At 66.3% G+C, this 25,245-nt stretch carries 15 protein-coding genes and 2 pseudogenes; 8 read left to right on the top strand and 9 right to left on the bottom strand.

Annotated features, from left to right (window positions below; translation table 11 throughout):
• Positions 1–314: 314 nt before the first annotated feature.
• The gene (locus U5A56_RS18430) at positions 315–992 is read left to right on the top strand and encodes a heavy metal response regulator transcription factor (RefSeq protein ID WP_027786146.1); all 678 of its coding nucleotides are present in this window, start codon (positions 315–317) and stop codon (positions 990–992) included.
• Positions 989–2,449, top strand: coding sequence for a heavy metal sensor histidine kinase (locus U5A56_RS18435; RefSeq protein ID WP_321923862.1), 1,461 nt, complete (start codon positions 989–991; stop codon positions 2,447–2,449). Before U5A56_RS18430 ends, U5A56_RS18435 begins: the two co-directional genes overlap by 4 nt.
• On the opposite strand, the gene U5A56_RS18440 is transcribed toward U5A56_RS18435, so the two are convergent.
• Genes U5A56_RS18440 through U5A56_RS18450 form a run of 3 tightly spaced genes read right to left on the bottom strand, consistent with a single transcriptional unit; the run spans position 2,427 to position 8,735 of the window.
• On the bottom strand, positions 2,427–3,962 hold the full coding sequence (locus tag U5A56_RS18440; RefSeq protein ID WP_321923864.1) for an efflux transporter outer membrane subunit: 1,536 nt from the start codon (positions 3,960–3,962) through the stop codon (positions 2,427–2,429). The genes U5A56_RS18435 and U5A56_RS18440 overlap by 23 nt on opposite strands.
• A gap of 31 nt (positions 3,963–3,993) precedes the next feature.
• The gene (locus tag U5A56_RS18445) at positions 3,994–5,430 is read right to left on the bottom strand and encodes an efflux RND transporter periplasmic adaptor subunit (protein WP_321923865.1); all 1,437 of its coding nucleotides are present in this window, start codon (positions 5,428–5,430) and stop codon (positions 3,994–3,996) included.
• 56 nt (positions 5,431–5,486) lie between these two features.
• Positions 5,487–8,735, bottom strand: a complete 3,249-nt coding sequence (locus U5A56_RS18450) for an efflux RND transporter permease subunit (protein ID WP_321923867.1) — start codon at positions 8,733–8,735, stop codon at positions 5,487–5,489.
• Positions 8,736–9,057: 322 nt separating this feature from the next.
• Here U5A56_RS18450 and U5A56_RS18455 point away from each other — a divergent pair, with 322 nt between their 5' ends.
• Positions 9,058–9,363, top strand: coding sequence for a DUF4148 domain-containing protein (locus U5A56_RS18455; RefSeq protein WP_124519845.1), 306 nt, complete (start codon positions 9,058–9,060; stop codon positions 9,361–9,363).
• 229 nt (positions 9,364–9,592) lie between these two features.
• Here the strand turns inward: U5A56_RS18455 and U5A56_RS18460 are convergent.
• Positions 9,593–9,817 (bottom strand): annotated as a pseudogene (locus U5A56_RS18460) (ISNCY family transposase); the annotation flags it as partial.
• Positions 9,818–9,923: 106 nt separating this feature from the next.
• Positions 9,924–10,238 (bottom strand): helicase, encoded by a 315-nt coding sequence (locus U5A56_RS18465; RefSeq protein WP_124487255.1) that lies wholly within the window; start codon positions 10,236–10,238, stop codon positions 9,924–9,926.
• A gap of 179 nt (positions 10,239–10,417) precedes the next feature.
• On the opposite strand from U5A56_RS18465, the gene U5A56_RS18470 reads away from it, so the two are divergent.
• From U5A56_RS18470 to rpoD, 3 genes are all read left to right on the top strand, one after another.
• On the top strand, positions 10,418–10,846 hold the full coding sequence (locus tag U5A56_RS18470; RefSeq protein ID WP_321923869.1) for an antitoxin Xre/MbcA/ParS toxin-binding domain-containing protein: 429 nt from the start codon (positions 10,418–10,420) through the stop codon (positions 10,844–10,846).
• Complete coding sequence (locus U5A56_RS18475; protein ID WP_321923871.1) at positions 10,843–11,316, top strand: RES family NAD+ phosphorylase; 474 nt, start codon at positions 10,843–10,845, stop codon at positions 11,314–11,316. Before U5A56_RS18470 ends, U5A56_RS18475 begins: the two co-directional genes overlap by 4 nt.
• A 557-nt stretch (positions 11,317–11,873) precedes the next feature.
• Positions 11,874–13,901 carry an RNA polymerase sigma factor RpoD gene (gene rpoD / locus U5A56_RS18480; RefSeq protein WP_260426236.1) on the top strand — a complete coding sequence of 676 codons (2,028 nt, stop codon included), beginning with the start codon at positions 11,874–11,876 and terminating at the stop codon, positions 13,899–13,901.
• 260 nt (positions 13,902–14,161) lie between these two features.
• On the opposite strand, the gene U5A56_RS18485 is transcribed toward rpoD, so the two are convergent.
• Together U5A56_RS18485 and U5A56_RS18490 are read right to left on the bottom strand one after the other, a co-directional pair.
• Positions 14,162–14,878 carry a carboxypeptidase regulatory-like domain-containing protein gene (locus tag U5A56_RS18485; RefSeq protein WP_321923873.1) on the bottom strand — a complete coding sequence of 239 codons (717 nt, stop codon included), beginning with the start codon at positions 14,876–14,878 and terminating at the stop codon, positions 14,162–14,164.
• A 54-nt stretch (positions 14,879–14,932) separates the two neighbouring features.
• Positions 14,933–17,257 carry a YjbH domain-containing protein gene (locus U5A56_RS18490; RefSeq protein WP_321923875.1) on the bottom strand — a complete coding sequence of 775 codons (2,325 nt, stop codon included), beginning with the start codon at positions 17,255–17,257 and terminating at the stop codon, positions 14,933–14,935.
• Positions 17,258–17,977: 720 nt separating this feature from the next.
• Between U5A56_RS18490 and U5A56_RS18495 the strand changes: the two genes are divergently transcribed.
• Both U5A56_RS18495 and U5A56_RS18500 read left to right on the top strand, forming a co-directional pair.
• On the top strand, positions 17,978–18,850 hold the full coding sequence (locus U5A56_RS18495; protein ID WP_321923877.1) for a hypothetical protein: 873 nt from the start codon (positions 17,978–17,980) through the stop codon (positions 18,848–18,850).
• Positions 18,851–18,937: 87 nt separating this feature from the next.
• Positions 18,938–19,584 (top strand): annotated as a pseudogene (locus tag U5A56_RS18500) (tyrosine-type recombinase/integrase); the annotation flags it as partial.
• A gap of 134 nt (positions 19,585–19,718) precedes the next feature.
• Here the strand turns inward: U5A56_RS18500 and U5A56_RS18505 are convergent.
• Together U5A56_RS18505 and U5A56_RS18510 are read right to left on the bottom strand one after the other, a co-directional pair.
• Positions 19,719–21,092, bottom strand: coding sequence for a TolC family outer membrane protein (locus tag U5A56_RS18505; RefSeq protein ID WP_124487249.1), 1,374 nt, complete (start codon positions 21,090–21,092; stop codon positions 19,719–19,721).
• Between the two features lie 274 nt (positions 21,093–21,366).
• Positions 21,367–25,245 (bottom strand): beta strand repeat-containing protein (locus U5A56_RS18510; RefSeq protein ID WP_321923879.1); only part of this gene is annotated, 3,879 nt, incomplete at its 5' end.

Consider the following 25,245-nt stretch of genomic DNA (forward strand, 5'->3'; position numbering starts at 1 on the left):
TCGCGCGCCCGGTTGTCGGGAGCTCGTATTTTCGGGATGTGGAACGCATCCAAGAACCAAGAAATTCTCATACCGTTATCTGGTCCTTAGATTTACGCAGAGGAAGGCGACGCTAAAGCGTCTGGAATAGCGATGTAGCGGATGGTTTATGCAGGTTACCCACTCCGCCGTGCACGGCTTCGCAACCGCACGCTACGCTGACCGCCCGATTACCGTTTTGTAATCAAAGGCGTTTGCGCCCGCACGCAGCGATCCCTTGTCGCCGTTTGCCGGTAACATCGCCGGATGTCATCACGAAAGCGACGGAGCCGGCCATGCGTATCCTGATAGTCGAAGACGAACCGAAGACCGGCGCATACCTGAAGAAGGGGCTCGAGGAATCGGGCTTCAGCGTCGATCTCGCGAAGGACGGCGGCGAAGGGCTGACGCTCGCGCAGGAAGAGCGTTACGACGTGATCGTGCTCGACGTGATGCTGCCCGTGCTCGATGGCTGGGGCGTGCTCAAGCGGCTGCGCGACACGCATACGACGCCGGTGCTGTTCCTGACCGCGCGCGACGACGTGCAGGATCGCGTGCACGGCCTCGAACTCGGCGCCGACGACTACCTCGTGAAGCCGTTCGCGTTCGTCGAGCTGCTTGCCCGCATCCGCACGCTCGCGCGTCGCGGGCCGCCGCGCGAGACCGAACACCTGGCGGTCGGCGATCTGGAAATCGACGTGGTGCGTCGCCGCGTGAAGCGCGGCGCCACGCGCATCGACCTCACGCCGCGCGAATTCTCGCTGCTGCAGCTGCTCGCGCGCCGGCAGGGCGAGGTGCTGAGCCGCACGCAGATCGCATCGTACGTATGGGACATGAATTTCGACAGCGACACCAACGTCGTCGAGGTCGCGATCCGGCGCCTGCGCGCGAAGATCGACGACGCGTTTCCGGTCAAGCTGATCCATACCGTGCGCGGCGTCGGCTATGTGCTCGAACCGAAGGACGACGCATGACGCGGCCGCGCTCGCTCGCCGCGACGCTCGCGCTCGCGTTCGCCGCGACCACGCTCGCCGCGTTCGCGCTGGTCGGCGCATACGTGTATGCGGGCCTCGAACGGCAGGTGAACACGCAGGACGACCTCGACATCGTGCTGGCCGCGCGCCACACGCGCCGGCTCGCGGGCGAGCTCGAGTCGCTCGATGCAGTCCGCACGCATGCCGAGCGCTTGACGAGCCAGGTGCTCGGCAACGAGGCGCTGTCGATGGCCGCCGTCGATGCGCGCGGCGACGTGCTCGCGCGCCACAACGTGCGGCTCGCCGCGCTCGACGATGCGCCTGCCGCCGCATCGGTTCCGCTGGCCGACGCGCAGCTGTTCGCGCCGCATGCGGTGCCGGTTCCGGCGGACGAACGGATCACGGCCGACCGGCTCGTCACGTGGACGGCCGGCAGCGGCACGCCGATGCGCGGCGTCGTGATCGAGGCCGCGCTTGGCGACCGCACGCCGATCCGCATCGCGATCGCGCGCAACATGCACGACCGCGCCGACCTGCTCGACGGCTACCGCGACCGGCTCGAGATCGCCGGCGGGCTCGGCGCGCTGTTCGCGCTGCTGCTCGGTTACTGGCTGATCCGCACGGCGCTCGCGCCGCTGCGCGAGATCGTCGACAACACCGGCCGGATCACCGTCGACAAGCTCGATACACGGCTCGACGCGTCGCGTGCACCGAGCGAGCTGCGCGCGCTCGTCGATGCGCAGAACGCGATGCTCGGCCGCCTGCAGCAGGCATTCGCGCACCTGTCGCAATTCAGCGCCGATCTCGCGCACGACCTGCGCACGCCGCTGAACAACATGCGCGGCGCCACTGAAGTCGCGCTCGCGCGGCCGCGTGCGGCCGACGAGTACCAGGCGCTGCTCGAATCGAATCTCGAGGAATGCGATCGTCTCGCGCGGATGATCGAGAACGTGCTGTTTCTCGCGCGCGCCGAGCATCCGAGCTTCGTCACGCGGCAGCGCGCGTTCGACGTGCACGACGAACTCGAGCGCATCGCGGAGTATTTCGAGGGGCTCGCGGACGAAGCGGGCTCGACGTTGCGCGTCGAAGGGCGGGGGCAGCTGACCGCCGACGTCGAGCTGTTTCGTCGCGCCGTCGGCAACCTGCTCGCGAACGCGCTGCGTTACACGCCCGCCGGCGGCGTCATTACGCTGAGTGTCGATGACGCCGCCGACGCGGTGCGCGTCGTCGTCGCGAATCCGGGCGAGCCGATCGATTCCGCGCTGCTGCCGCGGATCTTCGACCGGTTCGTGCGCGGCGATCCCGCCCGCAGCGGCGGGGTGCCGGGCGGCACCGCCGGGCTCGGCCTCGCGATCGTGCGCTCGGTGATGGAGCTGCACGGCGGCACCGCGCAGGTCGAAAGCGACGCGCGCGGCACGCGCTTCGTGCTCACGTTCAACCGGCCGTCGGCTGCGTGACGACGGGATCGGGTAACGCGGCGACCGGGCGTTCGTGCGTGCCGGTTTTCGATTCCGCGTCCGCGCCCGGGCTCGCTTGCCAGCCGCCGCCCAGCGCCTTCAACAACCCGACCGCGGCCTCCATCCGGCGCGCGTCGATCTGATCGGCCGTGCGCTGGTTCGTCAGCGCGATCGTCTGCGCGGTCACCACGTCCAGATAGCTGACGGCGCCCGCGTTGAAGCGATTCGTCGTCAGCCGCAGCGACAGGTCGGCCGCGTCGGTCGCGCGCTGCTGGCTGCCGGCTTCGGACGCGAGCGCATCGAGCGTCGACAACTGATCCTCGACCTGCTGGAACGCGACGAGTACGGTCTGCCGGTAATCTGCGACCGCGCCGTCGTACTGCGCATGCGCGCCGCGCAGCGATGCGCTGCGGCGACCGCCGTCGAACAGCGTGCCGGCAAGTTGCGGGCCGAGCGACCAGAACAGGCTCGGCGCGGCGAGCCACGGCGCGAAGAACGAACTCTCGAGGCCGGCGCTCGCCGACAGCACGAGATCGGGAAAGAACGCGGCGCGCGCCTCGCCGATCTGCGCGTTCGCGGCCGCCACACGGCGCTCGGCGGCCGCGATGTCGGGCCGCCGTTCGAGCAGTTCCGACGGCACGCCGGCCGGAATGGCCGGCACGTGGAACGCCTGCACGCGCGGCGGCAGCGCGAACGTCGACGCGCTTTCGCCGACGAGCGTCGCGATCGCGTGCTGCAACTGCGCACGCGACGCGTCGATGTCGGTGTCCTGCGTGCGCGTCGATTCGAGTTGCGTCTCGGCTTGCGCGACCGCCGACGCATCGATCGCACCGGCCGCGAGCTGTTGCTTGAGCAGCGTCAGCGCGTCCGCGTATGCATGCACCGTGTCATCGAGCAACTGCTTCTGCGTGTCGAGCGAGCGCAGCGCGAAATAATCGCTCGCGAGTTCGGCCGTGACCGACAGCTTCACGGCCTGCAGGTCGGCCGTGCTCGCGGCGGCGTTCGCCTGCGCGCCCGTCACCGCGTCGCGCACGCGGCCGAACACGTCGGGTTCCCAGCTCGCGGCGACGCCGGCCTGGTAGTCGGGTGTCGTCTTGCCGGCGAGCGACGAGCCGAGCCGGTTCTGCGACACGCGCGCGCGGCTCTGCGCGGCACCCGCCGTGATCGTCGGCAGAAACCCGGCGTGCTGGTAGTCGACCATCGCGCGTGCCTGTTGCAGATCGGCGACGGCTTTTTTCACCGTCTGGTTCGACACGTCGACGCGCGCTTCGAGCGCGTTCAGGTCGGCGTCGCCGAACACGGTCCACCACGCACCGCGCGCGGCCGCATCGGCCGGCATCGCGACGTGCCAGCCGGCCTGCGCGGCCGGTGCGCCCGCGTAGTGCGCGGGTACCGCGACGGCGGGCGGTGAATAGGGTGGCAACGTCGAGCACGCGGTCAACGTGGCCAATGCCGCGGCGGCGCCGAGCGCGACGGCGTGGCGGGCGAACGGGAGCGGGTGAGGAAGGCGCATGGCAGGTATCTCGTGAGTCGTCGTCTATGGGTCAGCCGCGGGCGGGCGCAGGAGCGGGCGTCGACGCGGCCGGTGCGGTGCCGGCCGCGCGCAGCGGCGGCACGTCGCTGGCAATGGCCGCCGCCCCTGTTTGCGCGGTCTGCGCGGTCTGCGCGGTCTGCGCGGTCTGCGCGGACGAAGCGGACGAAGCGGACGAAGCGGCCACCGGTGCCGCGGCGCGCACGGTCGACACGATCTTCACGGCTTCGCCGGCCGTGATCGCATCGCCCGGGTTGTCGATCACGCGATCGGTCGCCGCGAGCCCCGCGACGATCTCCACGCGCGTGCCGAAATCGCGCCCGATCTGCACGGTCTTCAGCACGGTTCGCCCGTTCGTACCGACGGTGGCGACCGTCACGCCGTTCGGGCGGAACAACAGCGCACTGACCGGCAGGTCGAGCGCCGGCGCCGCGCTCGGCACGACGAGATGCGCCTGCGCATACGCACCGGGCATCAGCGCGCCGTCGCGGTTGTCGACGTCGATCTCGACGCGCAGCGTGCGCGTGACGGGATCGATCGCGCCCGCGCTGCGCGCGACACGCGCGGCAAAGCGTCGCCCCGGATACTGCTGCGTCGTCAGGTAGACGGAGGTGCCGGTCGATACGCCGGTCGCGCTGTCCTGCGGCACGTCGACGAAGACGCGCAGCGTGTCCGTCTGTTCGAGATGGAACAGTTCCCCGGACAGGCCCGGGCTGCCCGGCGTGCCGCCCGCGGTGACCAGCGTGCCGACGTCGACGCTGCGTGCGGTGATCACGCCGTCGAACGGCGCGGTGACGGACTCGTACGACACGAGTTCGGCAAGGTGCGCGACGTTCGCCTGCGCGGACGCGAGCATCGCGCGTTTCGCGTTCATGTCGGCGACCTTCGTGTCGGTGTCCTGCTGCGACACCGATTGCGTTTTCAGCATGTCCTGCCACCGCTGCGCGGTCGATTTCGCATAGTCGTAGTTCGCCTGCGCGCTCGCTTCGTCGGCGCGCGCCTGGCGCAACTGCGCGTCGAGATCGGGCGCCGAGATCTGCGCGAGCGTCTGGCCGGCCTTCACGTGCGTGCCGAGATCGACGCTCCAGTGCGCGATGTAGCCGCTCGTGCGCGCGTAGATCGACGCGTCTGCATACGGCGCCACCGAACCGGGCAACGTCAGCGTCTGGTCGGCCGGCGCCGCGCCGGGCACGATGACCGACACCGGCAGCGCCTGTTGCTCGGCCACCTGTGCACGCTGTGCGGCGCGTGCATCGATACGCGGCACGATGCCGAGCGCGAGCAGCGCGGCGGCCAGCGCGATGGCCGCGACAGGCACGGCCAGCTTGCGGCCGCGGCGGGCCGGCGGGGTGTCGGGCGCGGCGCCGCGCGCGGCGGACGGCACGGTGGTGGCCGCGGTGGCCGCTTCGGCGGCGGGCGGCGGGGCGACGGGTTCGATCGAGTCGTTCATGATGGGTCCGGGGTCGGGCGAATCGAAGGATGATGAGAAGGGGCGGCCGTCCGAGCTCAACGCAGCGCCGGCGTGTCGGGCGCGTGCTGCGTGCGCCGCGCGGCCGAGGCGTCGCGGCGCCGCGCGAGCCATGCGTGGACGAAGCCGAACAGCACCGGGACGAACAGCAGCGTCGAGAACGTGCCGAACGCGAGGCCGCCGATCACGGCGCGGCCGAGCGGCGCGTTCTGCTCGCCGCCGTCGCCGAGGCCGAGCGCCATCGGCAACATGCCGATCAGCATCGCGAGCGCGGTCATCACGACGGGCCGGAAGCGGCTGAAGCCGGCGTCGAGCGCCGCCTGCCACGGCGACGCGCCGCCCGCGAGCAGCTCGCGCGCCGCGTTCACGACGAGAATGCTGTTCGCGGTCGCGATGCCGATGCACAGGATCGTGCCGGTCAGCGCGGGCACCGACAGCGTGGTGCGCGTGACGAACAGCATCCACGCGATGCCGGCGAGCGATGCCGGCAGGCCGCCGACGATCACGAGCGGATCGAGCCACGACTGGAAATTGACGACCATCAGCAGGTAGACCAGCGAGATCGCGAGTACCAGGCCGCCGAGCAGGCCCGCGAACGACTCGTGCATCGCCTGCACCTGGCCGCGCAGCACGATCGACGAGCCGGGCGGCAGCTGCGCGCGCGCGGCGTCGACGAGCTTCGTCACGTCGGCCGTGACGCCGCCGAGATCGCGCCCCTGCACCGACGCGAAGATATCGAGCACCGGCTGCACGTTGTAGTGCGACACCACGGCCTGCTGCGTCGAGCGCGAGAACGTGCCGAGCGCGCCGAGCAGGTTCTGCGCGGGCGCGCCCGCGGCCGGCCCGCCAGCCGGCGTCTGCGGCGAGCGCGCGGTGCCGGCGGGCAGCGGCACGTTCGCGAGCGACTGCAGCGAATTCACCGTGTATTGCGGCGTCTGCACGAGCACCGGATAGCTGACGCCGTTGCGCGGATCGAGCCAGAAGTTCGGCGTCGTCTGCGAACTGCCGGACAGCGCGATCAGCAGATTTTGCGCGACGTCGCGCTGTTCGAGGCCGGCCTGGATCGCCTTCGTGCGGTCGACGTTCACGTCGATTGCCGGTTCGTCGCCGGGTTGCTGGATGCGCGCGTCGACGAGCCCGCGCACGCCGCGCAGCTTCGCGAGCAGCGTATTCGCGACCGCGCGGTTCTGGTCGAGCTTGTTGCCGACGATCTGGATGTCGATCGGCGCGGGCAGCCCGAAATTGAGGATCTGGCTGACGATGTCGGCCGGCAGGAACGCGAACGTCACGCCGGGGAACGACTGCGCGAGCACGTTGCGCAGCCTGGCGACGTATGCGGCGGTCGACGCGTGATTCGGCTTCAGCGTCACCAGCACGTCGGCGTCCTCGGTGCCGATCGGATCCGATGAATCGTACGTGAGGTTGATCCCGCTCACCGGCACGCCGATGTTGTCGAGCACGCCGGCGAGTTCGCCCGCCGGAATCACGCTGCGGATCTTCGCTTCGACCTCGTCGGTCAGCCGCGCGGTTTCCTCGATCCGCGTGCCGGTCGGCGCGCGGAGGTGCAGGCGGATCTCGCCGGTGTCGACCGACGGGAAGAAGTCCTGCCCGGCGAACGCGTAGAGGCCCGTCGACGCGACGCATGCGAGCAGGAACGCGGCCGCGAAGCGGCGACGCCGCGCGATCGCCGCCGAGAGCAGCGCGCGATAGCGCAGCCGCACGGCCTCGAAGCGATGCTCGAACGCTGCCTGGAAACGCGCCAAATGCACGAGCGGCGCGAATACGCCGCGCGGCGGCCGGCCGTTTCCTGTTGCGCGCATCAGCGTCATCGCGAGCGTCGGCACCAGCGTGCGCGAGAAGAAGTACGACGCGATCATCGCGAAGATCACGGCCTCGGCCAGCGGCACGAACAGATAGCGCGCGACGCCCGTGAGCAGGAACATCGGCACGAACACGATGCAGATCGACAGCGTCGACACGAAGGTCGGCACCGCGATTTCTCCCGAGCCGGTCAGGATCGCGTCCTCGAGCGGCGCGCCGAGCTCGAGATGATGCGTGATGTTCTCGATCGCGACGGTCGCGTCGTCGACGAGGATCCCGACCGCGAGCGCGAGCCCGCCCAGCGTCATGATGTTGATGGTCTGGCCGAGTGCGGACAACGCGAGCAGCGACGTGAGCACCGCGAGCGGGATCGTGATCGCGATGATCAGCGTCGCGCGCCAGCTGCCGAGGAACAGCAGGATCATCAGCGCGGTCAGGCACGCGGCGATCAGCGCCTCGCGCACGACGCCCTGGACCGCCGCCTTCACGAACACCGACTGATCATCGAGCGGCGAAATGTGCAGCGCCTTCGGCAGCCCGGCCGCGATCTTCGGCAACATCGCCTTCACCTGGTCGATGATCGTCAGCGTCGACGCGCTGCCGGTCTTCTCGACCGTCAGCAGCGCCGCGCGCTTGCCGTCCACCCGCACGATGTTGGTCTGCGGTGCGTAGCCGTCGCGAACGTGCGCGACGTCGCGCACGTACACGACATTGCCGCCGATCGTCTTCACCGGCAGATCGTTCAGCGCGGCGACCGTCTGCGTGCTGCCGTTCATCTGCACGTTGTATTCGTGCGTGCCGATCTTCGCGGTGCCGCCGGGCAGGATCAGGTTCTGCGCGTTGATCGCGTTCACGACGTCGATCGGCGCGAGCCCCTTCGCCTGCAGCGCGCGCGTATCGAGGTCGACGACGATCTGGCGGATCTTGCCGCCGAACGGCAGCGGGACCGCCGCGCCCTCGACGGTCGCGAGCTGCGTGCGGATGAAGCTGTTGCCGAGGTCGTACAGTTGCTGCTCGGCGAGCGTGTCGCTCGACAGCCCGAGCTGCAGGATCGGCACCGTCGACGCGTTGTACGTGATGATGTTCGGCGGCAACGTGCCGGGCGGCAGGATGCGCAGGATCGACGCGGCATTGCTCGCGGCTTCCGCGATCGCGCGATTGATATCGGCGCCCGGGTGGAAGAAGATCTTCACGACCGACACGCCGTTCAGCGACTGCGACTCGATGTGCTCGATGTCGTCGACGTCGGACGTGAGCGCGCGCTCGTAGTTCGACGTGATCCGCTTGGCCATGTCCTCCGCGGAGAAGCCGTTGTATGACCAGACGATGCTGACGACCGGAATGTCGATGCTCGGGAAGATGTCGGTCGGCGTGCGCAGCAGCGCAAGCGGTCCCGCGATGAAGATCAGCAGTGCGAGTACGACGAACGTGTAGGGCCTGCGTAACGCCAGCCGGACGATCCACATGATGGTGCTCCTCGAAGCAGGGCATGGATGCCGCGTGCGATGCGGCGAGCGTGCAGTCTGCCGGCGCGGCGTTGACCCGACCCTGACCCGAGGATTACGAAACCGTTATCTGTGCTGGCGCGCAGGTGCGCAGTGTCCGACCGGACGGGCCGGCCCGTGACCGACATGCGGCCGCGATCAGATGACAAGACCGTAATCGAAGCCTCACCTTCCGGAAAGCGCGCGAATCGCAGAATGGACACAACTCTTCATCACATCGATGCGGAGCGGATGTCCGGCCTGATCTGCGGACGCGAACATGCCATCTTGAGAGGTGAACATCATGAACAACCTGATTCGTGCGGTCCTGCTGTCCTGTGCGCTGAGCGCACCGGTCTTCGCATTTGCGCAAACCACCGACCATGCGGTCACGCGGGCCGACGTGCGCGCCGATCTCGTGCGGGTCGAGAAGGCCGGCTATAAGCCGGTCGGTAGCGACCCTTACTATCCCGCCGACATCCAGGCCGCGGAAGCGAAGATCGCCGCGCAGCCATCGCAATCGGTGGCTGCACGGCCGAGCGTCGCCGCAGAGACGACCGCGCAATCGCTCGCGTCGCTCGATACGGAGCAGCCGTACGAGCATCACTGAGCCCGATTTTCAACTGCTATCCGCGGCCCGAAGGAAGCGGCCGCGGATTTCGAATGCGTCATCTGCCGGTCGGCGCCGTGCGCGCTGCAATCGTGAGAATGAACGTGTCGGACAGTACATCGCACGCACGGTCGTGCCGGCGGCGCATCTTCGGTGCGCCCTCATCGAGTCTTTCCCGGGAGTTTCGTCATGCATCCGACGCGCGCGAGGAAGAGCGACGGCAGCCGGTGCGGTGAATCAGCTTCCGGTTTACCGGTGTGTCATCCAGCAAGTAAAGCACTCGATCGTGGAGCACTGCCGGCGATTTCGATACCCGACGTGTTTCACGCCAGGTCAACACTGTGTCCAGATGCTCGTCATCCCGCAGCGGCCGATGCGCATTGAAATCGTTCTTCGGCGGCTTCGCGAAGCCTGTGTGGTAAGCAGCGGTGAAGGAGGGCGCATAAGCGTTGGCGCGGGTCCAACTCCACGCATGTGTATCCGAAAGCGTGCAGTAGATAGTCGGACCCGGCCCCGGAACAGAAGCAACTCTCCCGTCGGCTTCCGGTCGGACGCGCCGTTTACGCGTCGTTCAACCAGGGCATTTCCACGGGTGACACGACCAGTTGCCGGAATTCTCGCTTCAGATCGAAGATGAACCCGACCAGGATCATGGAGTCGGCGTAGGGAATCGGAAAGACCTGCGGATTCTCCGGCGTCCGCAGGGGCCGCTCTGGCGTGTCCGCTGTTGCTGCGGCGTTCTCGCGAACGCTTTCCAGGTCGTCAGCCATGGCCGGGCCACCGGCTTTCAGCACACGGCTACGCAGCTCGCTGAAGGGTTCGATGCGCGCAGCGTCTTCGTGGTATTCGGGCACTTCATAAACGAACCAGGACATTGTCGTCTCCCATGAGAAGGGGCGCTATTCTAACGCTGCGCAAGGATCCACCAAAATCGGCCACGTTGTGCGACAGTCGGCTTGCGAGGCGTCTCCGCGTGTCAACTTTCAAGAACGCCTTGCGGGCGGTATCATTTGCGCTACAATGAAGTATCAAATGATACTGAATGGGAGTCGCCATGTCAATCGTTACCCCTGAGGCCGTGGCTGCGGTCATGGGGCTGCAGCCGCTCCCGCATACGCTGGCGGAGCTGGAAGCGCTTGTGCGCGGCGGTTTGCCGAAGTCCGCGCTGCGCGCGGGCGTCGAACACGCGACGCAAGGCGCCGATGCTCGGCGCGCGCTGCTCGCCCGCATCATCCCCGAAGCGACCTACAAGCGCCGCCGCGATCGACTAACGCAAGACGAATCGGAGAAGACGGAGCGTCTGGCCCGGATCGTTGCAACGACCACCTACGTCTGGAACGACGAAGAGGACGCGCGGGAATTTTTGTCGACGCCACATCCTGAACTTGAGGGACGGGCGCCGCTCGACGTCGCGCTGACCGAGCTCGGTGCGCGCAGGGTTGAAGAGTTGCTCTGGAAACTGTTCTACGGGCTACCGGCATGAAGTTGTTTCGCATCGGTGACACGCGACACACGATCTGGAGCGGCACCGGCGCGATGCTGGTCGGTGGCCGCTTTAATAGTCCGGGCCGGCCTGTCATCTACGCGGCGTCGACCTTCGCGGGTGCGATGCTCGAGGTGCTCGTGCATGCACGCATCGGCAAGGTGCCGAAAACCCACGGATGGGTCGAAGCATCCGTTCCCGACGACGTCAGCGTCGAACGCCATACGGCAGAAACTTTGCCGAGAGGATGGGGTGCGGCGGCACTGCAGGCAGCACGGCAGTTCGGCGACGAATGGATGGCAGAATCGCGTACAGCACTCCTGATCGTCCCTTCCGTCGTCGTCCGTGCAGAGTTCAACGTGCTCGTGAATCTGGCGCATCCTGACACCGAGCGGATCATCGTGACGGATCCACAACCGGTCGTGTGGGACGAGCGACTTTTTGCCATACCGCCAGTTGGCCGATCATAAATGCTTGATGGTGGTCTGCTAACCAACCTTCGAAGCGTCGGTTGCTCGCTCGTACCGCGACGCACGGTTGGAAGCCGATGTGGGAACCCATTCCGAAGCTTAAGCGAGTCGACATCGAAGCGTATGGCTTCGGGCTCACGATTGACGGTGTCGGCGTACCGCTTATTGCACGAATGCGTAGAGCCGCGAAAGATGTGCTGTCGGTCAAGATGCCGGAGCGGGATCCTCGGCAGACGAGTTTTCTCTAAACGTCAATTTCAACCTCGCCATCGACGTATGGCCGCTTATCCTTGCAGGGGCAAGGTGACCGAACTCGTTCCTGTGCAGGGGCGGTTGGGGGAGGCGACTGCTACCCCCTTAATCGCAGCTAGAGCGGGCTACACCGGTAAAGTGCATGGAAATCCAAGGGCCCCGTGTTGTGCCGCACAATACTTTCCGGTATCATTCACGCCCCCCACAAGCTGCGCATACGGATTTCGAGCGAGGCGTCCCGGCCTCGACCATCTTTGCGTATCACGATTCCGTTCGCATCCCGGCAGGCAACCCGTTCTGGCGTCATGCTCGCGACGATCGTCGGCTCATCTGTCGAGGAGCATGTATTGGCAATTTCTGATCGGAACGATTCCACATCCCCTGAAATCACGGCCACGGCAAAAGCCGGCCGCCGTGTGTCAAAGGGAAAGCCCCAGGCCCTGACGCCGACGGACATCGCGTCACTGGCACGCCAGAATGAGGAGCGCCAGCACCAGATGCGCGCGTTGATCGCGCTCGGTCGAGAGCGCGGCTATCTCACCCACGCGGACATCAACGACCACCTGCCCGACAACTTTGCTCAAACGGCGGCGATGGACACCATCGTCAGCACGTTCAGCGACATGGGCGTGGCCGTGTACGAACAAGCGCCGGACGCCGAAGCGCTCCTGCTCACCGACGCTGCGCCGGCCGTGGCATCCGACGATCAGGCGGACGAGGAGGCGGAAGCTGCGCTATCGACCGTCGATTCCGAATTCGGCCGCACCACGGATCCGGTTCGGATGTACATGCGTGAGATGGGGGCCAGCGAACTGCTGACCCGCGCCGGTGAAATCGAGGTCGCGAAACGGATCGAAGATGGTCTACAGGACATGATTCAAGCGATTGCCGCGTGTCCGTCGATCGTGTCCACGATTCTTGCCGATGTCGACCGCATCGTGGCAGGCGAACTCCGCATCGACGAACTGGTCGATGGCATCAGTGTCGACGCCGATGAAAGCGAAATGACGCCGGAGTCCCAAGAAGAGGATGCGGAAGCACTCGCCGCCGACGATGATTCGGACGAAGACGACGTCGAAACGGATGCCGGGGATTCGGAGAAGGCGAACGCGGCGCGCCTCGAAGAACTCACGAACGACAGTCTTGCGATTTTCGCACGCGTGCGTGCACTGTTCGAGCAGTTGCCGGATGTGCCTGTCACTGGCGGTGCCCGTTCCGCAGCCGCTGCGCAAGTGCGCATGGCGATCCAGTGTGAGCTCGCGCCGATCCGCTTTACCGCCAAGACCATCGACCGCCTGTGCGCAATTGTCCATGGGCAAGTGACTGAGGTTCGCGCGATCGAGCGCAGTATCCTGGCGATTGCTGTCGACCGTTGCGGCATGCCGCGCGACGCGTTTGTCGACTCGTTCCCGGGCCACGAGACCGATCTTGAATGGACGACCCGAGCGGCGGCGACCTCGCAGCAGTTTGGCGCGGCGCTCGAGCGGCATCAGCCGGCGATTCAGGCGGCGCAGCAGAAACTCGTCGACATCGAGTCCCGGGTCTCGTTGCCGCTCCAGCAGCTCAAGCAGATCAACCGCCAGATGAGTGCCGCGGAACTGAAAATGCGGCAGGCCAAGCGCGAGATGATCGAGGCGAACCTTCGTCTTGTCATTTCAATCGCCAAGAAATACGTGAACCGCGGCATGCAGTTCCTGGATTTGATCCAGGAGGGCAATATCGGCCTGATGAAGGCCGTGGACAAGTTCGAATACCGGCGCGGCTGGAAGTTCTCGACCTACGCGACTTGGTGGGTCCGGCAGGCTGTCACGCGTGCGCTCGCCGATCAGGCGCGAACCATTCGCGTGCCGGTCCACATGATCGAGACGATCAACAAGCTGAACCGGATATCGCGCGAAATCTTGCAACAGACAGGGCAGGAAGCGCATCCCGCAGTGCTGGCAAAGCGCATGGAGATGTCCGAGGAGAAAGTGCTCGGTATCCTCAAGATCGCCAAGCAACCTGTCTCGCTCGAGACCCCGGTGGGTGACGACGCCGATGCAACACTCGGCGACATGATCGAGGATGTCTCGGCGAGTTCACCGGCTGAGGCGGCGATTCACGCGAACATGCGCGCGGCGATCGACGAGGCACTCGCCGGGTTGTCGCCGCGCGAAGCCAAGGTTCTGCGGATGCGATTCGGGCTCGACACAAACTCCGATCACACGCTTGAAGAGGTCGGCAAGCAGTTCGACGTGACCCGCGAGCGGATCCGTCAGATCGAGAGCAAGGCGATGCGCAAGCTGATGCATCCCAGCCGTGCAGACAAGCTCAGGCCCTTTCTTGAGCGCTGAGGCCATTTCGTCTTTCACCGTCGAACTCACTTCGCTGGCCGGAACAAGTCGGCAGGCGGCATGCCCGGCGAGATTTGCTGCTACGTCGCCCTCGGGAAATTCAGGCAACGTGCCTTCGAAAACTGAAAAAACGAACCCGATTGACACGGGGCGTCATATCAGCCGCCAAGGCACGGTTGCCCGGGCGCGCGCGTTCGACATCGAACCGCGTGGCGGGCAACGCGCCGGGTGTGAATCCGCGCGCGCGGCTTCGCTCGCCGTTACGCCGGGTTGCCGCTGCCGCCGGTGCCGCCGGTGGGCTTGCCAGCTGCCTTGCCGGCGTCACCCACCTTGCCGAGCAACGTCGCAGACGGCTGGCCGTTTCCTCCGAGCGCACCCTTCGATTTCAGCGCTTCGAGGTCCGAATCCTGGCCGGCCTGGCCTGGCTTGAACGGCGTCGTCAGGAACGCGGACGTCGACAGCGTGACGCCGGTTTCGTTCTTGATGGTCTGGGCAACCCCATTCGCCGCAGCCGCAACGACAGCGGGGTTCGTCAACGCGCTTTGATACGTCGGATTGGACGCGAGGCCCGACAGCAGCCCGTTCAGGTCCGTGCCCAGTTGCCCCGCCAGATAGGTCAGCAGCAGTTCGGTCAACGGCGTCACGTTGAACGTGCCGCCGCCGCTCGCGAACGAGTGCAGCGTGGTCGTCCCGTTCGTGCCGGTGATCGCGCACGGCCCCGCGAGCACAAACGTGACCGAGAAAGCGCCGTTCGCGTCGGCCGTGCCCGAACCGTTGCCGGTCGCGCACACGATCGTGATCGCCGCGTTCGCCATCGCTGCGCCGGTCGCGGCCGTGCCGTTGATCGTGGCCGACGACGCATTCGAAGGCGTCGTGCTCGGACTGTCGTCACCTCCGCCACAGGCCGCGAGCGTACCCGCGAGCGCAAACGTGCCGACTTGCAATGCCCTCAGTGCCGCTTTCTTCATGGTCTTCATTGATTTTCTCCGTTAGATCAACCCGATTTTCCCGAGGACTCTCCGGTCCCTCGATCATTGAATGCTTGCCTCGCGCGCGGTCGACGGCTGCACGCCGTCAGCCGGCAGCGCCGCCTCCGTCGCGGGCGGCGCCACGCCGGCGGAATGCGCGTAGCGCTTGTAGGCATCGCGCATCCGGTAAAGCTGCGTCGCGAAGTACTCGGCGCTGAAGCGCCCCTGGTTGAGCAGGAACTGTTGCGCGTTGTAGGCAAAGTCGAGATTCTCGGCGCCGTCTTGCGCGAGATAGTTCGACGATCCGACACGCGTGCGGAAATTGAGCGAGAACTGCTCGGGCCCGTTGATCTGCACGATCCCCGGCTTCATGCCCTGGCGCGGCGTCAACGGGAAACTGACCGACGCGCCGACGAACGAGCCGTGGCCGCTATGCCATCCCTGCACGCTGAACGACACGTCGTCGAACCAGCGCGTCAACGTGATCAGCGGGCCCTTGTCGCCACCGACATAGCGCGCGACGCCCGCCTCGATCCACATCTTCCATGCGGGCTCGACCCACCGGTACGTGAGCAGCGCGTTCTTCTCCGCCGGCAGCGCATCCTTGCCCGGCTCGTGATGCAGATAGGCGAGCTTCAGCCGCACCACGTCGGGACGGCCCGGTACGAACGCGGTCGTCTCGTTCTCGACGCCCAGGTACTGGAGGTCGAACTTGCCGAGCGCGGTCACGTTGAAAACGCGCGGCGCAATCCAGAAGCTCTGCACGAGCGCAACGGTCGACAGCCCGCCGCGCAAGCGGTATTGGTCGTAGACGCGGCCGTTGTCCATGTTCTTGCTGTTCGCGATCGGCACGATCACGCTCGAATACAGTTCCGCGCCGCGCCACAGCGGCACGAAGCCCTGGATTTTCGCGCCCACGGAGTAGTCGAAGTTGCCGTACTCAGTGCCGTAGAGGTAGTGCGTGACCGGCGCGACCTGGATCCGTACGAGCCCGTGCGCGCGGGCGTTACCTACCCACGCAATCGAATCAGCATCGTGCGTCGGCCGCGTGCGCATCGACAGCGACGCGCCGGCGGCGGTCGACGCGCCACCCGCGACGAAGCGCGCGTAGTCCGCCCGATCGACGCTCAACTCGCCCACCGGCTCGTTCGCCTTCTTGATTACGATGCGCACGGTCTCGACGCCCTTCGGCGCGTACTCCGCTGCCGCGCCGAGCGCGATGCCCAGCGCGTCCGCCTCGTTCTGGTTGTAGCGGTGGTTTTCATATTCGACGACGAGATCCGCGCCCGCCATGCCGGCGCGCACGCGCTCGAGTCCGGCGTCCGTCAGCGCGCGCACGATCCTGTCGAGCGCCGCCGGGTCCGGCGCCGCGTCGACTGCCGGCGCGGCGGTCCGAGCGAGATCCGGCGGCGTGTGAAGCGACGGCATGATTCGATCGTCGCGTGACGCATCCGCCGCCGCAGGCGTGGCAGGCTCGATCCGCGTGAATGCGCTGAGCGGCGCGAGCGCGGCCGCAGGTCGCAGCGTGTCGTCGTCCGCTGCGCGCACGTCGTCCGGCGCCGATGTGCCTGCCGCGACAACCGGCGCGTCGCTACACAAGCCGTCGCCGCAGCGCGCGGCATCGAACCGCCGGCCGAGCGGAATCTGCACGCCGACCGAGAACGACGTGCGCGGCGCGATCCCGTCCGTATGCCTGAGCGAGCGCATCACGGTGCCCACGAGGCTCGCGTCGGCCAGCCACTTGATCGGCGGCGATTGGAAGCGGATGCCCGCATAGGGCGTTTTCGAATCGTGCTCCGCCAGCAGCGACAGGCCCGTGTGCCACAGCCGAAGCTCGGCGCCGCCGAACACCCCGTCGAGCCGGTCGCCGTGCCCGTAGCCGACCGTCAGCGTCGCGGGCCCGAGCACTTGCGATACGACACCGTAGGTGGACCGGAAGTAATGCGTTTGCCCGCCAACGTCATTGATGCCGATCGCGATGTCCGGCTGGTATGTGAAGAACTTCGGAATCGAGACCTTTGCGTTCGCCATCAGATGTCGAAGCACGATGTGGTCGTAGCCCGGCACCGTCGTGCGTACGTCGCCTGGATAGTTCGCCAGACCGCCGGATATCTCCACGTGCGGAAACAGGCCGATCGCGCCCCAGACGATGTCCGAACTCGTCGTCTGCTTCCCGAACCGTGGATCGATGTAGTTGTTGTATTGCCCCTCGAATGTTCCTTCAGGCAGCGTGAATCCGTATGGAATCAATAGCCCGCCGGACTGCCCCAGCGATGTCAGCACGGGCGTGCCCGCCGCACCAGCCGGCAGGGAAAATGCCACCGCTGCCCCCAGGGCAATGGCCGCCGGCTTGTTCGTGGTCGCGTTCGCACGTAGCTTGATCGTCATCGGTCGTGTACTTGGTTGTTCGTATCGTGTGTGGCATCCGACATCGCCGAACGTCGACATGCACCGCCGCGGCACTGGCATCGCTCGTGGCCGTGAACGCTCATGCGGCGACGATGCGATCGAAGATCCCTCTCGATCCTCTACCCAACCCCGTCCCGCGGAACGGCGAAGTGCCCGCATCACCCGCGACGCACCGGTATGCATAATTCCGATCGCTGTCGCGCGCCGATCACATGGGACCGTGATCGACACATGGCACCGTGATCGACACATGGCAACGCCCCCCCAACATCGCGCGCCCGTTAGCGACTTGGCGCGCCCACCGCGTCCTGCCGCGTGGACCGTTCCCCGAAGCGACTCGCTCGCGCAATCAAGCCCGGCGACCGCAATCGGCACCGGGTGTCGTCAATATCATTTCATTCGCATAACTTATAATTAGACCGACTTTCACCCCATGCTCATGCGTCCGGCGATCGGGCCGACGCCGTGCGGTACACGTCCGCGGGCAATCGTTTCATTCAGACGTGCGCTTCCCATGGGTTCGCATGTCTCGCTGCTGTATTACCGATCGTTACCTATATGCGAGTAAGTCTAGTGGAAACCGGAAGCGCAATCTGCGCCGGATTCTTGATCAAATCCGACAACTTGAGTCGACGGAAATAAGCATGCCCGGGCGCGCGAACGGGATCGCCTTTCGCTTGAACACCGGATAAACCAGTATTGAATCAATCGCTTGATGCGTGCGTGCGCACCTTGGAGCGGCTCGAACAGTACCTCGACGTGCTCGCGCGATTTGGCTATGGCGATCGCGCTTCAATCGTGGCTTTTCATCCGGGTTATGCCGCCGTGACGACCTGGTCACTGGACAAACGGTTGACCGTGGCAGGACCGTTAAATGACCGGGCCGCGGCACCGGACGTGGCGAGCCGGGCGGTGCGCGTCCACCGGCGCGCAAACGCGGAGTCGCTGGAGTACCTCGTCGACAGAATGCCGGCAAGGACCATGGACGCGTTGAATCAGAGGCTGTTCGTCATGGACATGTGTCCGACGCTCGTGCGCTATGTCGTCGAAGAGCAGAGACTGAACGATATCCGGTCACTGTATGACTGGGACTACGCTGAAGCCTGGGGCGATAAAGATTACGCGGGCTTCCGGACAATCGACGACGCCGAACGCGTGCTGATTGAAGATGCGTTTCGGCGTAAGAATCTCGCGGTGCTGGAGGGCAATCGGAAATGTCTCGATGACGTCGTCTCCGCGCACGTCCGCGCGGCCGTCCTTGCACCGATCGACCGCACCGACGAAGGCTGGGAGGCGTATTGCGAAGCATGTCGCCAAACCGAGTGCCGTGAGCGTGACGCACTCTATCCGATTCTTCACGTCGTGCTCAATGAGACCGCGGGCATGCCGCTACGCAGCTTGCTGGAGGCGGCGACACAGGCGGGGCCGACTTTTCTGCGGCAATGTGATCGACAGGGCTTACGCTATGGGTTGACTCCGTTCTTTGTCTATTCGGAGATGCCGGCATATCTGGCGCAGTCACGCTTTTCTCGCTTATGGAGTCAATTATATTCGGAGGTGCAATTGCATTAATTTGAATAAAAATTTCAAACAGTCTATGGCGATGGGATACATCCTGAATCACCTTGAATCGGTCCAGCTCGCGCATCGTCATCGTGGTCACGGGGATTCTCCGAGGGCGAGTGGTTGTTGATCCGCGCACTTGCCGAGGGCCTCGAATGGTCGTACGGCTGGAGCCTGCCGGCCGTGCAGCGCCTCCGCTTCCTGCTGGACTTCGGCTATGCGACCGGCCTGCGCGCGAGCGAGCTGGTCGGCGCGACGCTCGGCGACATCCGCCGGGACGAGCACGGCGATCACTGGCTGCACGTGCTTGGCAAGGATGGCAAGCTCGGCAAGATGGCGCTACCGTCACTCGCTCGAACCGCGCTGGATCAATATCTCGTGCAGCGCGGGCTGCCGATCACGCTCGCACGCTGGGACCCGGCGACGCCGCTCGTTGCGAGCATGGCGCGGGCATCGAACCCAGACGGCTCTGGCGCGTGCTGCGACGGTTCTTCATGCTGGTGGCCGATGCAATCCAGGACGATCGGCCGGCGACCGCCGAAAAGCTGCGCCGCGCGAGCCCGCACTGGATGCGGCACACCCACGCGTCGCACGCGCTGGCGCGTGGTGCTGAGCTGATCATGGTGCGCGACAACCTGCGGCACGCCTCGATCTCGACGACATCGACCTACCTGCACAGCGACGAGGTGCAGCGAGCCCGGCAAATCGATCAGGCGTTTCGCTCACGGGATTTCAAGCAGTAGGCCTGCTTATGGCACCTTAAGCATAAGCACAATAGATTTCATAACTTCAAGGCTTATGATAGAAAATTGCGCTTCCCGTGTTCATCCCCCCATGAGCGCGCCGGGTCCGGTCAGCCGCGCCGCCCGGGCGAGTGTCATTTCCCGGTGTCCTGGGCGCCGCGATTGAAGGCGACCGCCGGCCGCGCGCTGCCGGCTCCCCACGCCTCGGCCGGCCGCCCGACGTGCAGCGTATCGAGCAACTGTCCCATGCCGGCGAACACCCGGTAGGCGCTCGCGGCTTCCGCATACTGGCCGCCGATGTAATCGATGCGCGCGCTGTAATACTCGTTCTCGGCATTGAGCAGATCGAGCAGCGAGCGCTGTCCGATGCCGAACTGCAGCATGTACGCTTCGCGCGTCGACGCACTGGAATCGACGTACTGCTTGAGCACGACCATCCGGTCGCGCGCGGTGAGGTACGCGTTGTACGCATGCGAAACGCTTTCCTGGATCTCGAGGCGCGTGCGATTGCGTTCCTCTTCCGCTTCGCGGATCTGCGCGTGCGCTTCGCCGATGCGCGCCTTGTCGGCGCCCCCTTGGAACAGGTTGTAGCGAAGACGCAGCATCACGCGGCGGTCGTTGGTCGGGCCGAGCACGCCGTCGCGGTCGTGGCTCGCGCTGAGCTCCAGGTCGAGGCGCGGCCACAGCGCGGCCTTGGCGCCGTCGTACCGGGCGCGTGCCTGGGCCACGTCCGCCTCGGCGCCGGCGAGCGACGGGTGGTTCGCCAGCGCCGCGTCCAGCGCGAGGCGTTCGGTCGGCGGCAGCGCGCCTTCCGGCGCCACCGGCTTGACGAGCGCATCCGGGGCCGAGCCTACGAGACGGGCGTAAGCCACTTCGGCATCCTTCAGGCTGCTTTGCTCGGTGCGCAAGTTGTCCTGGGCCAGCGCCAGCCGGCTTTCCGCCTGGTAAAGGTCGGCGCGGCGCCCGACGCCGCGGTCGCTGCGCAGCTTGATCTGGTCGTGGATCCGGCGATGGGATTCGAGGTTGTCCTCGGCGGCGGCCGTCGTCTCCCGGCGGCGCAGCACCTCGAGATAGGCGCCCACCACGCGCAGCGCCACGTCCTCGGACGTGGAGGCGACGCGATTGGCGGACGAGTCGATGCGCGCCTGCTGACGCGCCACTTCGCTCCTGACCGCGAAGCCGTCGAACAGCATCTGCGACAACGTCACGTTGGCATTGCGATGCGTGAACGTGGTCCGGTTCAGGCCGAGCAGGCGGGTCTCCACATCGTCGCGCTGCTCCTTGCCGATCGACGCGTCGACGTCCACGCGCGGCCAGTAGCCGGCCCGCGCCTGCTTCAGGCCCTGATCGGCCGCTTCGCGGTTATACGTGGTGGCGCGGACTTCGGGGTTGGTTCTGATCGCTTGCTCGACTGCTTCCTGGAGACTTTGCGCGGCGGCGAGCGACGAGGCGGCGGCAAGCGCCGACGCGAGTGCGAGCACGGCTAGCAGCGGGTAGTTTCGGTTCATCGACTCGGTTTCCTGTCGCCTGTCGCCTGACGGCTGCCAGCAAGCAGCACGGCTCAGGCACGATCGGATATTTCGCGATGCTCGGAATCATGCGGCCGGCGCAGCTCGCCGGAATCACGTTGCGCCTTCTGGCAGCTTAGTCCATTCGACGGAATTCCCGTGAAGATATTCGCGTCGGTGCGCTGCGCAGGATGCGTCGGACCTGCCGCCGCGAGCGACGGCGTGCTGCATTCGATCGCGCGTGCACGCGTCGCTCGCGGGGCGTTCCGGCCGGCTAGACCTCCTGGACGTGGGGCAGCGGCGGCGGGGTGTAAGTGACGACGGTGCCGCTGCCTTGATCGTGCGAAAGCTGGAAGCCGCCGGCCGACAGGTTGCCCTGCAGCGCAACCTGCGCCGTGTGGGCGCCGTCGCTGACGGTCAGCGTGCCGCCCGTTCCGGTGTCGTTGGCCGTGAAGCTGAGCGTCGTGTGGTCGTTGAACAGGACATCCGCGAGATCGAGCGTATCGGCCGCGCCGAAGCCGCTGACCGTGCCGGTGAAGCCGGCGGACTGGTCCAGCTTGAGCGTACCGGCGGCGCCGTCGGCGAACGTCGTGTTTTCCGCGGACGCGCCGCCGAACTCCAGGGTCGCGGCGCCGCTGATCGTCGCGCTGCCGGCGCCCGTCACGTCGCCGTGGATCGTCAGGTTGCCGTTGTTGGCCCACAGGTTGCCCGTGTTCGCTACGGCGCTGTCGAGCACGAGGCCGCCGCTGCCGGTTGCCTCGAGCGTGCCCGTATTGACGACGGCGTGGGCGCCCGTGTCGATCACGAGCGCGTTGGCGCCGCTGGCGACGATCGTCCCTTCGTTGACGAGCGTCAGCTGGCCGGCGCCGAGCTGGCCGGCCCCGGCGATCGTGTTGTCGACGTTGACGAGCGTCGCGTCCGGCGTGCTGCCGAAGATGACGTTGTGGCTGTCGTCCGACAGCGTCACGTGACCGCCGCCTTCCAGCGTCGCGCTCCTGACCAGCACCTCGAACCGGGTCAGGTCGCCCGTCGATCCGAGCGCGATCGTGCCCGTGTTGTCGATCGTGCCGCCGACGGGAAGCATCGCGCCGTCGTTGACCGTCATGACGCCGGCGTTGGTCGTGACCGCCTCTTGGTCGAACACGAAATTGTCGCTGGTGAGGTCGGTGGCGTGAACGCCCGCCACCGTGATGGTCGCGCCGTCGCCCAGTGCAATCACCGCGTTGCCGTTGGCGTCGTCCGTCATGTGGGCCTGGACGTCGCTGAAGCTCGTGATGCCGGTGAATCCGACGAGGTCGATCTTGTCGGCGGCGAGGTCGAGATTGTGCAGCGTGTCGTTGCCGATCGGCTGCGCGAACACGAACAGGTCGTGGCCGGCGGATCCCGTGAGCTGATCGTCGCCGGACCACGCGAAGATCGGCGCGTTGGCCGCGAACGCTTCGACGTTGTCGGCGACCGTGACGGCCTGGTGGCTGCCGTCCGCGGCGGTCCAGGTTTCGGTCACGGTGAGCACCGTGGCGCCCGTGAAGGACGCGGGCGGCGTGACGGTGAGTGCGCCGAGATCGTTCGTCGGGACGAGCCATGCGCCGTTGCCGAGGTTGGTGCCGGCGTTCAGCGTCCAGCCGGACGGGATGCCGGCGATCGTCACCGCGAGGTCGGACGCATGGCCGGACGGATCGGCCAGCGCCAGATTGATCTCGGATCCGGCGACGCCGGCGGGCGCCGTGTGCGTCGAGGATCGCGTGTTGCCTGCCGTGTCCCACTCGGTCACGGTGAGGGAGTCCTTGTTGAGGTTGAGGCTCTGTTGCGTGAAGGCCCAGGTACCGGCGCTTTGTTGCGTTGCGCTGTAGTCGGCGTTGGTGGTGTTGTCGTGGACCGTCACTTTCCAGACGTTCGACGTGTCGGTGTTGGCTGTGAGCGTGTTCCCGCTGTATTGCCACGACAGCGTGGACGGGGCGGTGGTGTCGAGCGTGAAATTGAAGCTGGTCGCGTTCGAGATGTTGCCTGCCACGTCGATCTGGCGGACCTGCACGTTGTTCGTGCCTTCGACGGCGCTGAAGCTGGTGTTCCAGTGCGCGCCGTTGTCGATGCTGTACTGCACGGTGGCACCGGTTTCGATGCCGGTGAGGTTCAGCGTGCCGACGTTGGTGATGTGGTCGGATGGGCTGCTGCCGGAATCGGTGGTCAGGGCCACGCCGGGCGCCGCGGCCGATGTGTCGAGCGTGAAGCTGAAGGACGTCGCCGACGAGGTGTTGCCGGCGACGTCGATCTGGCGGACCTGCACGTTGTTCGTGCCTTCGATGGCGTTGAAGGTGGTGTTCCAGTGCACACCGTTGTCGACGCTGTATTGCACGGTGGCGCCCGTTTCGATGCCGGTGAGGTTCAGCGTGCCGACGTTGGTGATGTGGTCGGAGGCGCTGCTGCCGGAGTCGGTGGTGAGGGCCACGCCGGGCGCTGCGGCCGATGTGTCGAGCGTGAAGCTGAAGGACGTCGCCGACGAGGTGTTGCCGGCGACGTCGATCTGGCGGACCTGCACGTTGTTCGTACCTTGCAGGGCGCCGAAGCTGGTGCTCCAGTGCGCACCGTTGTCGACGCTGTATTGCACGGTGGCGCCGGATTCGACACCGGACAGGTTCAACGTGCCGACGTTGGTGATGTGGTCGGAGGCGCTGCTGCCCGAGTCGGTGGTGAGGGCCACGCCCGGCGCGGCAGCCGACGTGTCGAGCGTGAAGCCGAACGACGTCGCCGACGAAGTATTGCCCGCGACGTCGACCTGCCGGACCTGCACGTTATTCGTGCCTTCGATGGCGTTGAAGCTGGTGTTCCAGTGCGCGCCGTTGTCGATGCTGTACTGCACGGTGGCGCCGGTTTCGATGCCGGTGAGGTTCAACGTGCCGACGTTGGTGATGTGGTCGGACGCGCTGCTGCCGGAATCGGTGGTGAGGGCCACGCCGGGGGCGGCGGCCGACGTGTCGAGCGTGAAATTGAACGACGTCGCCGACGAGGTATTGCCGGCCACGTCGATCTGGCGGACCTGCACGTTGTTCGTGCCTTCGATGGCGTTGAAGCTGGTGCTCCAGTGCGCGCCGTTGTCGACGCTGTACTGCACGGTGGCGCCGGTTTCGATGCCGGTGAGGTTCAACGTGCCGACATTGGTGATGTGGTCGGAGGCGCTGCTGCCGGAGTCGGTGGTCAGGGCAACACCGGGTGCAGCCGCCGACGTGTCGAGCGTGAAGCTGAACGACGTCGCGGCCGACGTATTGCCCGCGACGTCGATCTGGCGGACCTGCACGTTGTTCGTGCCTTCGACGGCGCTGAAGCTGGTGCTCCAGTGCGCACCGTTATCGACGCTGTACTGCACGGTGGCGCCGGTTTCGATGCCGGTGAGGTTCAACGTGCCGACATTGGTGATGTGGTCGGAGGCGCTGCTGCCGGAGTCGGTGGTGAGGGCCACGCCGGGCGCCGCGGCCGATGTGTCGAGCGTGAAGCTGAAGGACGTCGCCGACGAAGTATTGCCCGCGACGTCGACCTGCCGGACCTGCACGTTGTTCGCGCCTTCCAGGGCACCGAAGCTGGTGCTCCAGTGCGCCCCGTTGTCGACGCTGTATTGCACGGTGGCGCCGGTTTCGATGCCGGTGAGGTTCAACGTGCCGACATTGGTGATGTGGTCGGACGCGCTGCTGCCGGAATCGGTGGTGAGCGCCACACCGGGCGCGGCGGCCGACGTGTCGAGCGTGAAGCTGAACGACGTCGCCGCCGACGTGTTGCCCGCGACGTCGATCTGCCGGACCTGCACGTTGTTCGCGCCTTCCAGGGCACCGAAGCTGGTGCTCCAGTGCGCACCGTTATCGACGCTGTACTGCACGGTGGCGCCGGTTTCGATGCCGGTGAGGTTCAACGTGCCGACATTGGTGATGTGGTCGGACGCGCTGCTGCCGGAATCGGTGGTCAGCGCGACGCCGGGGGCGGCAGCCGAGGTATCGAGCGTGAAGCTGAACGATGTCGCGGCCGACGTGTTGCCGGCGATGTCGGTTTGCCGGACCTGCACATCGTTCACGCCTTCGGTCGCGCTGAAACTCGTGTTCCACGTATGGCCGCCGTCGATCGAGTATTCGACGGTGGCGCCGGTTTCGACACCGGTCAGGTTCAACGA

Origin of the sequence: Burkholderia sp. BCC1998, from assembly GCF_905339875.1 — a bacterium.
GTDB lineage: Bacteria > Pseudomonadota > Gammaproteobacteria > Burkholderiales > Burkholderiaceae > Burkholderia.

Coding starts and splice junctions, on each gene's coding strand:
- rpoD (WP_260426236.1), top strand. CDS start 11,874: ATGCTCGCGACGATCGTCGGCTCATCTGTCGAGGAGCATGTATTGGCA.
- U5A56_RS18440 (WP_321923864.1), bottom strand. CDS start 3,962: ATGCGCCTTCCTCACCCGCTCCCGTTCGCCCGCCACGCCGTCGCGCTC.
- U5A56_RS18435 (WP_321923862.1), top strand. CDS start 989: ATGACGCGGCCGCGCTCGCTCGCCGCGACGCTCGCGCTCGCGTTCGCC.
- U5A56_RS18470 (WP_321923869.1), top strand. CDS start 10,418: ATGTCAATCGTTACCCCTGAGGCCGTGGCTGCGGTCATGGGGCTGCAG.
- U5A56_RS18485 (WP_321923873.1), bottom strand. CDS start 14,878: ATGAAGACCATGAAGAAAGCGGCACTGAGGGCATTGCAAGTCGGCACG.
- U5A56_RS18505 (WP_124487249.1), bottom strand. CDS start 21,092: ATGAACCGAAACTACCCGCTGCTAGCCGTGCTCGCACTCGCGTCGGCG.
- U5A56_RS18475 (WP_321923871.1), top strand. CDS start 10,843: ATGAAGTTGTTTCGCATCGGTGACACGCGACACACGATCTGGAGCGGC.
- U5A56_RS18450 (WP_321923867.1), bottom strand. CDS start 8,735: ATGTGGATCGTCCGGCTGGCGTTACGCAGGCCCTACACGTTCGTCGTA.
- U5A56_RS18490 (WP_321923875.1), bottom strand. CDS start 17,257: ATGACGATCAAGCTACGTGCGAACGCGACCACGAACAAGCCGGCGGCC.
- U5A56_RS18445 (WP_321923865.1), bottom strand. CDS start 5,430: ATGAACGACTCGATCGAACCCGTCGCCCCGCCGCCCGCCGCCGAAGCG.
- U5A56_RS18455 (WP_124519845.1), top strand. CDS start 9,058: ATGAACAACCTGATTCGTGCGGTCCTGCTGTCCTGTGCGCTGAGCGCA.
- U5A56_RS18430 (WP_027786146.1), top strand. CDS start 315: ATGCGTATCCTGATAGTCGAAGACGAACCGAAGACCGGCGCATACCTG.
- U5A56_RS18465 (WP_124487255.1), bottom strand. CDS start 10,238: ATGTCCTGGTTCGTTTATGAAGTGCCCGAATACCACGAAGACGCTGCG.